Raw genomic sequence first — 13695 nt, forward strand, 5'->3', positions numbered from 1 at the left:
CCGTCCTCTGGTGCGGCTCTTGACGGCGGCCTTACCTTCGGCAGATCCCCGAGAGGACGGCATCCACTCGCGCCGCACACCCCCGCGCAGGCGAGCGCCGTACGCTCACCCCTGACTCCCCCGCGCCACGAAGCGCTCCACCGCCGGTCCCCTCGCTGGAGCCTCCCTTGTCCCCGCAGCCCGACCTCACCGCCGCGCCCCCGTCTCTGACCGAGGTCGAGACCCACGGCGTCGACCGCATCCCCGACGCCGAGCGCACCGCGACCCCGCTGGACCTGTTCCGGCTCGCCTTCGGCGGCGCCAACACCTTCTCCACCTGTGTGCTGGGCGCCTTCCCGATCCTGTTCGGCCTCTCCTTCTGGCAGGGCCTCGCGGCCACCCTCCTCGGGGTCGTCGTGGGCGCGCTGATCCTGTGCCCGATGGCGGTGTTCGGCCCGGTCAACGGCACCAACAACGCCGTGTCGTCGTCCGCGCACCTCGGTGTGCACGGCCGCGTGGTCGGCTCCTTCCTCTCCCTCCTCACCGCGATCGCCTTCTTCTCCATCTCGGTGTGGAGCTCCGGCGACGCCCTCGTCGGCGGCGCGCACCGGCTCTTCGGCCTCCCGCGCGGCGACCTGTCGTACGTCGTGGCGTACGCGCTGTTCGCCGGCCTGGTGCTCGCGGTGTGCGTGTACGGCTTCCGGTTCATGCTGTTCGTCAACAAGGTCGCGGTGGCCGCCGCGAGCGTGCTGTTCCTGCTCGGCGCGATCGCCTTCGCCGGTGACTTCGACCCGTCGTACGCGGGCGTCTTCACGGACACGGCGGACGCGGCCACGCGGTCGCTGTTCTGGCCGTCCTTCATCGGCGCGGCGCTCATCGTGCTGTCGAACCCGGTGTCGTTCGGCGCGTTCCTCGGTGACTGGTCGCGCTACATCCCGGCGAGCACCCCGCGCCGCAAGGTGATCGGCGCCGCGTTCCTGTCGCAGATCGCGACACTGCTGCCGTTCCTGTTCGGCCTGTCGACGGCGAGCATCATCGCGGCCAAGGCACCGGACTACGTCGACCCCGCGGCCCCCGACTTCGTGGGCGGCCTGCTGGCGATCTCGCCGGGCTGGTTCTTCCTGCCGGTGTGTCTGATCGCGCTCATCGGCGGCATGTCGACGGGTACGACGGCGCTGTACGGGACGGGCCTGGACTTCTCGTCGGTGTTCCCGCGCCTCAGCCGGGTGCAGGCGACGCTGTTCGTCGGCGTGCTGTCGATCGCGTTCATCTTCATCGGCCGCTTCGGTCTGAACCTGGTGCAGTCGATCTCGACCTTCGCCACGATGATCATCACCTGCACCACGCCGTGGATGGTCGTGATGATGCTGGGCTTCTGGACCCGTCGCGGCTGGTACGACCCCGACGCGCTCCAGGTCTTCAACCGCCGCCAGCGCGGCGGCCGTTACTGGTTCGCGCACGGCTGGAACTGGCGGGGCATGACGGCCTGGTGGGTGTCGGCGCTGCTCGGTGTGCTGTTCACCAACATCCCGGGCCAGTTCGTCGGACCGCTGGGCGAGCTCGCGGGCGGCGTCGACATCAGCCTGCCGCTCTCGCTGGTCGTGGCCGCGGTGCTGTTCCTGGCGCTGCTGCGGATCTTCCCCGAACCCCGGGCCGTGTACGGGCCGGAGGGCGCGCGCCTCGCCCGTACCGTCGACGTGCCGGTGCCGCCCATCACCGGACCGGGTGCGGAGTCCGGCGAGCCGGAGCCCGCGCGGGCCGCGAACGGCGGCTGACCCCGGTGTTCTGACCGGCGCTTACTCGCCAGTATCGTCGGACCGCAACGCGTTCTCAGCGACGAGAGGCGGGACGTACGACATGGCCAAGCACTGGGCGGACTTCCAGTACGAGATCTATCTGAACGGCATGTCGGGCGCCGTACCGCGCCTGCCCACCGATCTGACCCGCCTTGAGGAGCTCACCGAGCAGCGGCTCGGCCCCGGCCCCGTCGGGTACGTGGCGGGCAGCGCGGGTGACGGGAGCACCGCCCTGGCGAACCGGGCGGCGCTCCGGCGGCGGCGGATCGTGCCGCGGATGCTGCGGGACGTGCACGAGCGGGATCTGTCGGTCGAGGTGCTGGGCCGTGCCCTGCCCGCTCCGCTGGCCCTGGCGCCGGTCGGCGTGCTGTCGATCATGCACCCGGAGGCCGAGTCCGCCGCGGCCCGGGCCGCCGCCGCGCAGGGGGTGCCGTACATCCTGTCCTCGGCGTCCAGCACGCCGATGGAGCAGGTCGCTCAGGCGATGGGGGACGCCGAGCGCTGGTTCCAGCTGTACTGGCCGAAGGACCCCGAGGTGGCGCTCAGTTTCCTCCACCGGGCCAAGGCGGCCGGCTTCACCGCGCTCGTCGTCACGCTCGACACCCCGCTGCTGGCGTGGCGGCCGCGCGACCTCGACCAGGCGTACCTCCCCTTCCTGCACGGGGTGGGGACCGCCAACTACTTCTCCGACCCGGCGTTCCAGGCGGGTCTGGCCAAGCCGGTGGCGGAGGATCCGAACGCGGCCGTGATGCACTTCGTCGGCATGTTCGCTGACCCGGGCAAGACCTGGCCGGACCTGGCGTTCCTGCGGGAGCACTGGGACGGGCCGATCGTCCTCAAGGGCGTCCTGCACCCGGACGACGCGCGGGCCGCGGCGGACGCCGGGATGGACGGGGTGGTGGTGTCCAACCACGGCGGGCGTCAGGTGGCCGGTTCCGTGGCGGCGGCCGACGCGCTGCCCCGCGTCGCCGAGGCGGTCGGCGACCGGCTGACGGTCCTCTTCGACAGCGGGATCCGCACCGGCGACGACATCTTCAAGGCGCTCGCGCTGGGCGCGCGGGCGGTGCTCGTGGGCCGGCCGTACGTGTACGGGCTCGGCCTCGACGGACAGCCCGGCGTCGAGCACGTCATCCGCTGTCTGCTCGCCGAACTGGACCTCACCCTCGCCCTGTCCGGACACGCCACCCCCACCGCCGTCGGACCCGCCGACCTCATCGAGGACCCCGCATGACCACCACGAAGAACGTGCTCGCGGTCGTCCCGCCCCACGTGGGCGGCCGCACGGCCGGGGCCGGGCTCGCCACGCTCCTCGCCGGCGAGGCGAACGTGACCGTCGTCGAGACGGCCGACGAGGACCCGGTGGCGCTGCGCTCGGCGCATGTGATCATCACGGCCCTGTCCCCGGTCACGGCCGAACACATCGCCGCCGCCTCGGAGTTGGAGCTGGTGCAGTGCGCCAGTCACGGCTTCGACTACGTCGATGCGGAGGCGGCGCGGGCCCGGGGCGCCGCGGTGTGCACCATCGGGTCCAGCGGGGCCGAGGCGCAGAACGTGGCCGAGCAGACCTTCGCGCTCATGCTCGCGCTGGCCAAGCAACTCGTCCCGGCGCACACCGCGCTCGTCGAGGCCGACTGGGCGCTGCCCCGGCTCCAGCGCTCCCTGACCGAACTGTCCGGGAAGACGCTCGGCATCGTGGGGCTGGGGCAGATCGGGCGCGAAGTGGCCCGGCGCGCGGTCGCGTTCGACATGACCGTCGTCTACGCGGGGCGGCGCCGGCTGCCCGAGGAGACCGAGGCGCGGCTGGGCGGCGCCCGCCATGTCCCGCTCGACGAGCTGCTGCGCACCGCGGACTACGTCTCCCTGCACACGCCCCTGACCGACGAGACCCGGCATCTCCTCGACGCCGGACGGCTCGCGCTCCTCAAGCCGACCGCGTTCGTCGTCAACACCGCGCGGGGCGCCCTGATCGACCAGGACGCCCTCGCCGACGCCCTGGAGAAGGGCACGCTGGCCGGGGCGGGCATCGACGTCTTCGACCCCGAACCGCCCACCCCCGCCCTGCGGTTGCTGCGCGCCCCCAACGTGGTGCTGTCGCCGCACGTCGGGGGCGTCACCCGGGAGACGCTGGTGCGGATCGCCCTCGCCGCCGTCCAGAACGTGGCCGGCCATCTCGCGGGCGATCCGCCCCGGGACGTCGTCAACTAGGCCTGTCCACGGGCCCCTTGTGACCCGGCCCACCGGACCGTGCCTATACGGGCCCCCCGACCGCCCGCGCGGACGGGGTGCTCGTCTCGGGCACCGACAGCGCGCCGGCGCTCGGGGACCCGGAGTCCGTCACCCAGCGCTGGCCGGCGGAACCGTCCCGTACCTTGACGACGATGTCGTCGTCCGCCGCCCCGGCGGTCGAGGTCAGGGCGAGCTGCTCGTCCCAGCGGGTGATGAACTCGCCCTGCACGGTGACGTCGTAGCGCACGTCGTCGGCGCGCCCGCTCTTCTCGTCCGCGCAGGTGCCGAGGATGACCACCCCGGCGTCCACGTGCGAGTCGAGGCAGAGCGCGGGGTTCGCGCCGCTGCGCAGCAGTCCGTCGTCGTCGTAGGTCCACTTCTGGCTCGCGGCGTCCGAGCAGGCCTCCAGCTCCGTCGAGGCCCCCTTCCGCACCTCGCCCCGGATGTCGAGGCAGAGGTCGGCGCCGACGTTCCGCAGCCTGGACTGCCTGGGGATGATGGGGAGTTGGGCGGTGCCGGGCGGTGAGGTGGAGACGCCGGCGGAGGGCGACTCGCTGATGCCGGTCGCGCTGTCGGAGGCGATCGGCTGGGCGCCGTCGTCGTCCGACATCAGGCTGGCGGCCAGCACACTGGCGAGCAGTCCGGCGGAGGCCAGGCCCACTCCGGTGAGCAGCACGCGGGAGGGTCTCGGCCCCTCCGGGGGACGGCGGCCGGGCGTTGGGACACGGGGCAGCAGGCGCCGGCGTCCGCCGCCGTGCCGGGCGCCACCGCGACCGCGCGGGCCCGACTCGCCGCGGCCGGGCCGGGAGTCGAGGTAGCGGCGGGCGCCCCAGCCGAGCACCGCCTCGGCGAGCAGTACGCCCAACCCGCCCTCGAAATGGCTCAGTTGCTCGGCGGCGAATCGGCAGTAAGGGCACTCCGTCAGATGCTGCTGGACATCCGGCAGCAGGGCTCCGCCCCGGCGAATCGGGACATCGAGGAGACGGTTGTAGAACCGGCAATCCTTCGTCGGCGCGAGTTCGCGATGGGCATGTACACAACCCTCACGGAATTTTTCCCGGGCCTGATCGAGAGCGGCCGACGCGGTGTCGGTATCCATGCCGAGCAGAGCGGCGGGTACGGCAATCGGCTCCGCCTCGACCTCGGTGTGCCAGAGGAGACAGCGGGCGAGTCCGGGCAGCAGCTGGAAAGAGCGCTCGGCGAGTTTCCGGTTTTCGGGGGTCAGGGACTTCGCGGCGCGCATACCGCGACCGCCGGCCGGTTTCCCGAGATCGGGCAGAGCACCGGATATTCGGTCCTCCGCCGACCACTCGAGGACGGTGTCGCGCACCCGCACCAGCAGCCTGGGGCGCAGCGCGGTGGCCTGTTCGCCGAGCGCCAGCCGGTCCAGGACCTGGTGGAAGGCGGCCGCGGTCACCATGGACGCCACGTCGGAGCGGGCGGCGAGGCAGATGACGGCGTATTCGTGGACGGACGGCCAGTGCCGCGCCATCAGCAGCGCGGCCGACTGGGCCGCCTCACCGTCCGGACGGCCCCGGAGCAGGGAGGCGAGGTCGTCGTCGGATTCTCCCGGAACTCCGCCGGGCGGCGGGTAAGGAGGGCGAGGGGGGTGGGGGGTGGGCACTGAGCGGATTCCTTCCCACGCGCACGCGCACGTGACTTACGAGAAGTTCTGCTCGCCCAAAAGGCTCGGGGATGGTGCATACCTTTTCGGCGAGGCGCGAGGAGTACGAATTCACCAACGACCCGTCCGCCCGGGTTCCCCACCGGACGAAAGAAGACCCGGCCATTACCCCCCGCACGAGTAGTTCACCCTTGCACAAGCAGGTCATGACCAACAAGGCACTTGAGCAACATCCGTACCGTTGAAGGAAAGTCAGAAACGGTCGCAACGCAGGTCGCACGCACCGGTTTTCGGGAATCCATGCGCCCCGTGTGAAACACGCGCACGCGCCGGATCGACGCGCACGCTCCCGGCGTGCACGCCCCTGTGGTGCGCTGGTATCGGCCCCTCGGAGGCCACGCGCGGGAACGGCGGCTCTCCCGCGCGCCACGGCCGCCGACCCCGATCCTCCCGCCCTCGGTCGGCGGCCCCGAGGGGGGAACGGGGTCGGCCCGGCCCTGTGTCCGCCGGCTGCTCTATATCTGCCAGGAGCGCAGCCGGTCCGCCGCGCCGTAGACGTCCGTCTTCCCCGAGATCAGATCACGGGCGAGGTCCACGAGGGCGCCGTAGGGCGGGTCGATGCCGACACCGCTGACGAACATGTACGCCACGGCCGTCGCACAGGCGAAGCGGGCGTTGGCCGAGGGCAGCGGCTTGAGCAGGGTGAGGGTGTGCAGGAGGGCGGCGGCACGCCAGGCCGGGTCGGAGTCCACGCCGAGGCGCGGCGGGTCGACGCGGTGCCGGGCAACGGCGGCCACCAGGGCGGAGAAGTCGTTGATCGTGGGCTGGTCGGGCAGGACCTCTTCGTGACGCTGGAGCAGCCAGGGCACGTCGATGTGGACGACGGGAGCCATCGGTCAGGCGACCCGCCCCTCGCCCTTGACCGCTGGTTCGTCGTCGGGGAACGCGGCGGCGAACTCGTCGGCGTGGGACGCGAAGAACCTGCGGAAGGCCTCCGCGCCCTCCTGGAGCGCCCGGTGCCGCGCGATGTCGGCCGCGGCCGCCTCCCGCACGAGGGCCTTCATCGACGTACCGCGCTCCTTGGCGATCTGCCGCAGGTCCTCTAGTTCGCGGTCACTGAACTCCACGTTGAGAGCTGGCATGCCCTTCACGGTACCGCTGCGGTACTTACTCGTAAATACCGGCAGCTCAGAGGCACTGGATTGGGGTACCGCGAGGAGTGAGGGCCATGTCCGATTCCCGCCAGCATCGCTCGCGGCCGCGCAGCAGACTCGTAGCCATGACGACGCACTCGACGACGCACACGACGACCTCTACGACCACCTACACGACGACCGGGAGCCCGCTCGGTGAACTGCTCCTCGTGGGCGGGGAGTCGGGGCTCGTCTCGCTGTCCATGCCGGGGCAGCGGGGCGCACCTACCGTCCGCCCGGAGTGGCGGCGCGACGACGCGGCCTTCGCCGAGGCGGTGGACCAGCTCGCCGCCTACTTCTCGGGCCGCCTCACCCGCTTCGACCTGCGGCTCGATGTCCGCGGGACCGAGTTCCAGCGGGGGGTGTGGGAGGCCCTCGACTCCGTCCCCCACGGCACCACGACGACGTACGGCGCGCTCGCGGCGCGGCTCGGCGTGGCCCGGGCGGACACTCCGGCGGTGGGTGCCGCGCTCGGCGCCAACCCGTTACTGATCGTGCGGCCCTGCCACCGGGTGATCGGCGCCGACGGTTCGATGCGCGGGTACGCGGGCGGTGTGGAACAGAAGGTGCGGCTGCTCACGCACGAGGGCGCGCTGCAGCCGATGCTCGGCTGACGGGAGGAACCGACATGACGCTCACCCTCACCCAGGCCCGGCGGCGTGTCGCCGGTACCGACTGGGACGCGCTCGCCGCCGAACTGGACACGCACGGCAGCGCGCCCACCGAGGAACTCCTGACGCCGGCCGAGTGCCGTGACCTCGCGGCGCTGTACGAGAAGCCGGAGCTGTTCCGCACCACCGTCGACCTCGCCCGGCACCGCTTCGGGGCGGGCGAGTACCGGTACTTCACCCACGATCTGCCCGCCCCGGTGGCCGCCCTGCGGGCCGCGCTCTACCCGCGTCTGCTGTCGGTCGCCCGGGACTGGGCGGCCCGGCTCGGCCGCCCGGCCCCCTGGCCCGACGCGCTGGACGAGTGGCTGGAGCGGTGTCACGCGGCCGGGCAGGACCGCTCCGCGCAGATCCTGCTGCGCTACGGGGAGGGCGACTGGAACGCCCTGCACCGTGATGTGTTCGGCGAGCTGGTCTTCCCGCTCCAGGTGGTGGTCGGGCTCGACGAGTACGGCACCGACTACACGGGCGGTGAGTTCCTGATGGTCGAGCAGCGGCCCAGGGCCCAGTCACGCGGCACCTCGACCGTGCTGCGGCAGGGCCACGGCCTGGTGTTCACGACCAGGGACCACCCGGTGCGCACCAAGCGAGGCTGGTCGGCGGGGGCGATGCGGCACGGGGTGAGCACGGTGCGCTCGGGCCGTCGGCACGCACTGGGGATCGTCTTCCACGACGCCTCCTAGGACGGGTCCTGGGCCCACAGGCCCTTCTTCCGGTAACTCCCCTGCCAGAACAGCCGGTTGAGGACCCGCACCGGCGGCGGCATCGAACCGAAGAAGGCCGCGCGGTCCGCCGGCGGGGCGCCGTCCACGATCCACGGCACGAACACGGCGGCACCGCGCAGCCCCTGCACCTCACGCATCCGGCCGGTGAAGGCACCCCAGTCCGCGGTGGTCAGGACGTCCTGGATCAGCGGCAGGGCGCTGTTCTCCTCGTGCTTGAGATGGTCGTCCAGGGTGGCGGCCAACGCCCGGACCAGGTCCGGGAGTTCCGCGGCCCGGTCCCCGAGCGCGGTATCCACGGCATCCAGCAGCGGGTCGATACGGGCGTGCTCGGCCTCCATCTCGTCGAGCAGGGCGAGGTCGCGCGGACGGCCCGCGGCCCGTTCACGGACGCGCGGCCACAGGTCGCTGTCCTCGGCGGTGTGGTGGATGTGGAGCTGGTGCTTGAAGTTCTCCCAGCCGGCCCGGACCGGGGCGGTGTCCGCGCGCCGTTCGGCGACGGCGGTCGCGAGGCGCTCCAGATCGCGCCGGAAGGCGTCGTGGGACGCGTACATGGTGGTGAGGTCGATCATTTTCCCTCCTCGTCACGGGACTTGCCCTTCAAGAGGAGGGACCGGCCCACGCGTGTGACGCGGTGAGGCATAGGTCACATTCAGGGCTCCCCATGTCACATTCGGGCCCTCGCCGGCTGTCGCAGTGGTGTACGCGCCACTGGGGAGGCCCACGCATGACCGAGAGTTCCGCACCCGTCACCGACCGGGCGACCGAAGTCTTCGTCGCCCACCGCGAGCTGCTGTTCGGCCTCGTCTACAACATGCTGGGCAGCGTCGCCGACACCGAGGACGTCCTCCAGGAGACCTGGCTGTCCTGGACGGCCCGCACCACCGGCTCGTCCCTGGCGGGGATCGCCAGTCCCCGGGCGTACCTGGTCCGTATCGCCGTCAACCACGCCCTCGGCCGCCGCGCCGCGATCACCCGCCGCCGTGAGACGTACGTCGGCCCGTGGCTCCCCGAGCCGCTGGTCGCCGACGACGGCGGCGAGGATCCCGCGCTCCGCGCCGAGACCGTGTCGATGGCGATGCTGGTGGTCCTGGAGTCGCTGACCCCGCTGGAACGCGCGGTGTTCGTGCTGAACGAGGTGTTCGGGTACGCCCACACCGAGATCGCGGACATCATCGAGCGCACCCCGGCGGCGGTACGGCAGCTCGCGCACCGGGCCCGCGGCCATGTGCACGCCCGGCGGCCGCTGTACCGGGCCCATCCACGGATCCGCCGGGAGGCGACCGAACGCTTCGTGGAGGCCACGCTCGGCGGGGACATCGCCGCGCTGATGGAGATCCTCGCCCCGGACGTCACGGTGTGGACGGACGGCGGCGGCAACCGCAAGGCGGCGGGGCTGCGCCCGGTGCACGGCCGGGACAAGGTCGCCCGTCTCATCTCCGGTTTCCGGGAGCGGGGCCTGAGGAAGAACCTCGAACTGCGCTACCGGCGCGTCAACGGCGACGACGCGGCGGTGCTGTTCGAGGGCGACGAACCGTACGCGGTGATGGTCCTGGACCTCACCCCCGAGGGCGACCGGGTGTCCGACGTCTACATCGTCACCAACCCCGAGAAGCTCACCCATGTGCACAAGGAGGAACAGTGAGCGGCGAACGCGTCGCCGACTGGCTCGACGGCCGGCTCGGCATCCACTCGTTCGGGAAGAAGTATCTGCGCAAGGTCTTCCCGGACCACTGGTCCTTCCTGCTGGGCGAGATCTGCCTGTACAGCTTCGTGGTGCTGATCCTCACCGGTGTGTGGCTGACGCTGTTCTTCCATCCGTCGATGAACGAGGTGACGTACCACGGCAGTTACACCCCGCTCAACGGGGTGCGCATGTCGGAGGCGTACGCCTCCACGCTGGAGATCAGCTTCGACGTCCGCGGCGGGCTGCTGATCCGGCAGTTGCACCACTGGTCGGCGCTGGTGTTCATCGCCGCGATGCTCGTGCACATGATGCGGCACTTCTTCACCGGCTCGTTCCGCAGGCCGCGCGAGGTCAACTGGCTGTTCGGCTGGACGCTGCTGCTGCTCGGCCTGTTCGAGGGCCTCTTCGGCTACTCGCTGCCGGACGACCTGCTGTCGGGGACCGGGATGCGGTTCGTGGACGGGGCCATCCTGTCGGTGCCGATCGTGGGGACGTACCTCTCGTTCTTCCTGTTCGGCGGGGAGTTCCCCGGGCATGACATCGTGGCCCGCTTCTACTCGCTGCACATCCTGCTGATCCCGGGCATCATGGCGGCGCTCGTGGTGGCCCATCTGATCCTGGTCGTCTACCACAAGCACACCCAGTTCGCGGGGCCAGGGCGGACCGAACGCAACGTCGTCGGGTCGCCGTTCTTCCCGGTGTACCTGGCGAAGGCGGGCGGCTTCTTCTTCCTGGTGTTCGGGGTGCTCACGGTGATCGCGGCCGTGGCGAGCATCAACCCCGTCTGGCAGTACGGCCCTTACCGCGCCGACCAGGTCTCCACGGGCGCCCAGCCCGACTGGTACCTGGGCTTCGCCGAGGGGCTGGTGCGGGTGATGCCGGGGTGGGAGATCAACGTGTGGGGCCACACTCTCGTCCTCGGTGTGCTGATCCCGATCGTGGTGTTCCCGCTGCTGCTGGTCTTCATCGGGGTGTACCCGTTCATCGAGGCCAGGGTCACGGGCGACCGGAACGAGCACCATCTCCTGGACCGCCCCCGCAACCGTCCCGTCCGCACGGGGATCGGCGCGGCCTGGATCAGCGTCTATCTGATCCTGCTGGCGGGCGGCGGCAACGACCTCGTGGCGACCCGCCTGCATCTGTCGATCAACGCGGTGACCTGGGCGGTGCGGATCGGGGTGTTCGTGGTCCCGGCGGTCGTCTTCGTGGTGACGCGGCGGATCTGCCTGGGGCTCCAACTCCGGGACCGGGAGCTGGTGTTGCACGGACGGGAGACCGGGGTGATCAAGCGGCTGCCGCACGGTGAGTACGTGGAGGTGCACCAGCCGCTCGATCAGGCCCGGCTCCACACGCTCACCGCGCACGAGCGGCCCGGTGAGCTGGTGGAGCATGCGAGCGTCAGCCTTGATCCGCCACGAAGGACGCCATCCGGGTCAGGGCCGAGTTCCAGTTGATGGTGTGTTCGTTGGTCGACCAGGACTGGATGTCGTCGATGTAGCAGAACTGGCCTGTGCAGCCCTGGAGTTTGCTCTGTGCGTAGGGGTCCTGGATGGACGAGTTCGGTCCGCCGGCCAGCGTGCCCTTCGGGGGTGCCGGGAGGCTGGGGTCGAGTTGGTGGGCGTACCAACGGCTGTGCTGGTTGTGGGAGTTCACCTCGCCGTAGCCGGTGACGTACGACATGTTCAGGGCGTTGCGGCCGAAGAGGTAGTCGATGCCCTGGAGGGCGCCGTCACGGTACTTGGTGCCGCCGGTGATGTCGTAGGCGGTGGCGATGACGATGCCGTTGTGCAGGATCTGGTGGTTGGAGCCCCAGTCGTAGAGGTTGTCGGTCGGGGCGTACGGCATGCCGTAGGCCTCGGACTTGAGGGTCGCGAGGTAGCCGTCGGCGCCCTTGACCACCGACTGGCGGACCTTGTCCCGGCCGGGCAGCTTGCTGGGGACGGTCGCCAGATCCAGGCGGGCCGCCGCCGCGGTGCGGGCCCAGTCGTAGCCGAGGGGGCCGAAGATGTCGGCGGTGTGCACGGGCGAGGCCAGGACGTAGTCGGCGAAGGCCTTCTCGCCCGTGGTGAGGTACAGCTCGGCCGCCGCCCAGTAGAACTCGTCGGTGACGTCGCTGTCGGGGTAGGCACCGCCGCCGGTGCCGTCGTTCGGGTCGGCGTAGACGGCCGGGTGGGCGAGGGCCGCGGTCCAGGCCTTGCGGGCGGCGGCGAGGGTCCGGGTGGCGAACTCCTTGTCGTAGGGCCGGTACAGACGGGCCGCCTGGGCCGCCGTCGCCGCCAGGTTGAGGGTCGCGGCGGTGTTCGCGGGGTGCAGCTCGCGCTTCTGCGGGTCGTCGCTCGGCAGCAGCGGCAGGCCCGTCCACGTCTCGTCGTGGATCTTGTGATGGGCCATCCCGGCCAGCGGCTGTCCGTCCGGCACCTGCATCTTCAGCAGGAACTCCAGCTCCCAGCGCGCCTCGTCGAGGATGTCCGGCACCTTGTTACCGCTCTCCGGGATGGCGAGCGTGCCGTCGCCGAGCTTCCAGGGCCGCCCGGTGCGGGCGTGCAGGGCGCGCTCGTACGTGCTCAGCAGCTCCCAGGTGGAGATGCCGCCGTTGACGACGTACTTGCCGTGGTCGCCGGCGTCGTACCAGCCGCCGGTGACATCGAGGCGGTAGTCGCAGACGCCGGGCTGGCAGGGCACGTTGCCGTCGCCCTGGTTGGGCGCCACGTCGACATGGCCGGCGGCGCGGCCGTAGCCCGGGCGCAGGTCGTCGCGTATCGCGATGCCGCTGCGCTGTGTGTAGTAGTACTTCAGCGCGTCGAGGCGGAGCTGGTCATAGGCGCTGGTGCCGATGTCGAAGGGGCGGCTGGTCTCGCCGTCGGCGACCAGGGTGAAGTCCTTGCCCGGCTTCTTGTAGGCGCCGAAGTCGATCGAGTGGACGTTCTGCGCGGAGGAGGCGTCGGTGCCGCGCGGCAGGGTCGAGCCGTGGGCGACCACGGTTCCGGCGGCGTTCTTGAGCTGCCAGGGCAGTTTCGTGGTCGCGTCCGTCACCAGGGTGGCGTTCTTGGGCCCGGCCGGCAGATAGGCGACCTGGTTGACGCGGACCCGGGGCCCGGTGTCCGGCTCGTACACCTCGGGCGGCACCCCGCCCAGCAGCGAGGCGTTGTCCAGGCAGAACCGCCAGGCGTCCGCACTGCCGCCGACCTGGAAGCCGACCTGGGCCTGGGTGGTGTCGACGGGCGAGGTGAAGGTATAGGAGTAGGTGTCGCCCGAGACGCTGAGCTGCGGACTGACCTCGAAGTAGGTGTCGTACGGGGCCACTTGGAGGCCGACGATCGCGCGTACGACGTGTCCGGCGGGCGAACCGTTCGCGGTGAAGCCGAACTTGTACGACTCCCCCTTCACCAGGGTGACGTCGTTCTGACCCACAGCGGCGTCCCAGCGGTTGGCCGTGCCCCCCGGCACGTCCGCGCACAGCTGCCCCTCGGACAGGCCCGCGGTGACATTGCTGGTCGTCCACCACGGCTCTGTGGTGGTGTCGAAGGTGCCGTTCTTGAGCTGCTCGACCTCGTCGGCCGCGGCCGGGGCGGTGGGTGCGGCAACCAGCACCGCACCCAGCAGGGCCGTCAGGGACAACAGGGCGGTTGTGCGTCTTTTCACGTCCGGGCTCCTCGGTGAGCTACGGGCGGCGCTCTCCATGGGAGCGCTCCCAATAGACGGTCGACGGCCCATGTTTGTTGTAGTCATGACACCCGTCAACGGTCCGGACAGGACCGATTCCCAGCCGGACTGTGTTCTGCTCCTCGGGGCCCAGAAGT

Annotated in this window: 12 protein-coding genes; 7 read left to right on the plus strand and 5 right to left on the minus strand. The window is 71.1% G+C overall.

Going from position 1 to position 13695, the window contains the following annotated elements; translation table 11 throughout:
• Window positions 1–167 precede the first annotated feature (167 nt).
• The 3 genes from ABZ928_RS04355 to ABZ928_RS04365 all read left to right on the plus strand — a co-directional run bounded on the left by ABZ928_RS04355 (window position 168) and on the right by ABZ928_RS04365 (window position 3980).
• On the plus strand, window positions 168–1754 hold the full coding sequence (locus ABZ928_RS04355; RefSeq protein ID WP_361514975.1) for a cytosine permease: 1587 nt from the start codon (window positions 168–170) through the stop codon (window positions 1752–1754).
• Between the two features lie 82 nt (window positions 1755–1836).
• Window positions 1837–3006: an alpha-hydroxy-acid oxidizing protein gene (locus tag ABZ928_RS04360; protein ID WP_361514976.1), complete on the plus strand. Its 1170-nt coding sequence runs from the start codon at window positions 1837–1839 to the stop codon at window positions 3004–3006.
• On the plus strand, window positions 3003–3980 hold the full coding sequence (locus ABZ928_RS04365) for an NAD(P)-dependent oxidoreductase (protein ID WP_361514977.1): 978 nt from the start codon (window positions 3003–3005) through the stop codon (window positions 3978–3980). The genes ABZ928_RS04360 and ABZ928_RS04365 overlap by 4 nt, the downstream gene beginning before the upstream one ends.
• Before the next feature lie 43 nt (window positions 3981–4023).
• On the opposite strand, the gene ABZ928_RS04370 is transcribed toward ABZ928_RS04365, so the two are convergent.
• From ABZ928_RS04370 to ABZ928_RS04380, 3 genes are all read right to left on the minus strand, one after another.
• Window positions 4024–5625, minus strand: a complete 1602-nt coding sequence (locus ABZ928_RS04370; protein WP_361514978.1) for an RICIN domain-containing protein — start codon at window positions 5623–5625, stop codon at window positions 4024–4026.
• A gap of 515 nt (window positions 5626–6140) precedes the next feature.
• Window positions 6141–6518, minus strand: a complete 378-nt coding sequence (locus ABZ928_RS04375) for a toxin Doc (protein ID WP_361514979.1) — start codon at window positions 6516–6518, stop codon at window positions 6141–6143.
• Between the two features lie 3 nt (window positions 6519–6521).
• On the minus strand, window positions 6522–6767 hold the full coding sequence (locus ABZ928_RS04380) for a hypothetical protein (protein ID WP_361514980.1): 246 nt from the start codon (window positions 6765–6767) through the stop codon (window positions 6522–6524).
• A gap of 137 nt (window positions 6768–6904) precedes the next feature.
• Between ABZ928_RS04380 and ABZ928_RS04385 the strand changes: the two genes are divergently transcribed.
• Together ABZ928_RS04385 and ABZ928_RS04390 are read left to right on the plus strand one after the other, a co-directional pair.
• A complete protein-coding gene (locus tag ABZ928_RS04385) occupies window positions 6905–7432 on the plus strand; it encodes a methylated-DNA--[protein]-cysteine S-methyltransferase (RefSeq protein WP_361514981.1) in 528 nt (175 codons plus the stop codon).
• A 14-nt stretch (window positions 7433–7446) separates the two neighbouring features.
• Window positions 7447–8169 (plus strand): 2OG-Fe(II) oxygenase, encoded by a 723-nt coding sequence (locus tag ABZ928_RS04390; RefSeq protein ID WP_361514982.1) that lies wholly within the window; start codon window positions 7447–7449, stop codon window positions 8167–8169.
• Here ABZ928_RS04390 and ABZ928_RS04395 read toward each other — a convergent pair.
• A complete protein-coding gene (locus ABZ928_RS04395) occupies window positions 8166–8780 on the minus strand; it encodes a hemerythrin domain-containing protein (RefSeq protein ID WP_361514983.1) in 615 nt (204 codons plus the stop codon). The genes ABZ928_RS04390 and ABZ928_RS04395 overlap by 4 nt on opposite strands.
• A 155-nt stretch (window positions 8781–8935) precedes the next feature.
• Here ABZ928_RS04395 and sigJ point away from each other — a divergent pair, with 155 nt between their 5' ends.
• Window positions 8936–9853 (plus strand): RNA polymerase sigma factor SigJ, encoded by a 918-nt coding sequence (gene sigJ, locus ABZ928_RS04400; protein ID WP_361514984.1) that lies wholly within the window; start codon window positions 8936–8938, stop codon window positions 9851–9853.
• On the plus strand, window positions 9850–11349 hold the full coding sequence (locus tag ABZ928_RS04405) for a cytochrome bc complex cytochrome b subunit (protein WP_361514985.1): 1500 nt from the start codon (window positions 9850–9852) through the stop codon (window positions 11347–11349). Before sigJ ends, ABZ928_RS04405 begins: the two co-directional genes overlap by 4 nt.
• Here the strand turns inward: ABZ928_RS04405 and ABZ928_RS04410 are convergent.
• Window positions 11294–13537 carry a glycoside hydrolase family 9 protein gene (locus tag ABZ928_RS04410; RefSeq protein WP_361514986.1) on the minus strand — a complete coding sequence of 748 codons (2244 nt, stop codon included), beginning with the start codon at window positions 13535–13537 and terminating at the stop codon, window positions 11294–11296. The genes ABZ928_RS04405 and ABZ928_RS04410 overlap by 56 nt on opposite strands.
• Window positions 13538–13695 lie beyond the last annotated feature (158 nt).

This window comes from Streptomyces sp. NPDC046909, from assembly GCF_040644695.1.
In the GTDB taxonomy this organism is placed as follows: Bacteria; Actinomycetota; Actinomycetes; order Streptomycetales; family Streptomycetaceae; genus Streptomyces.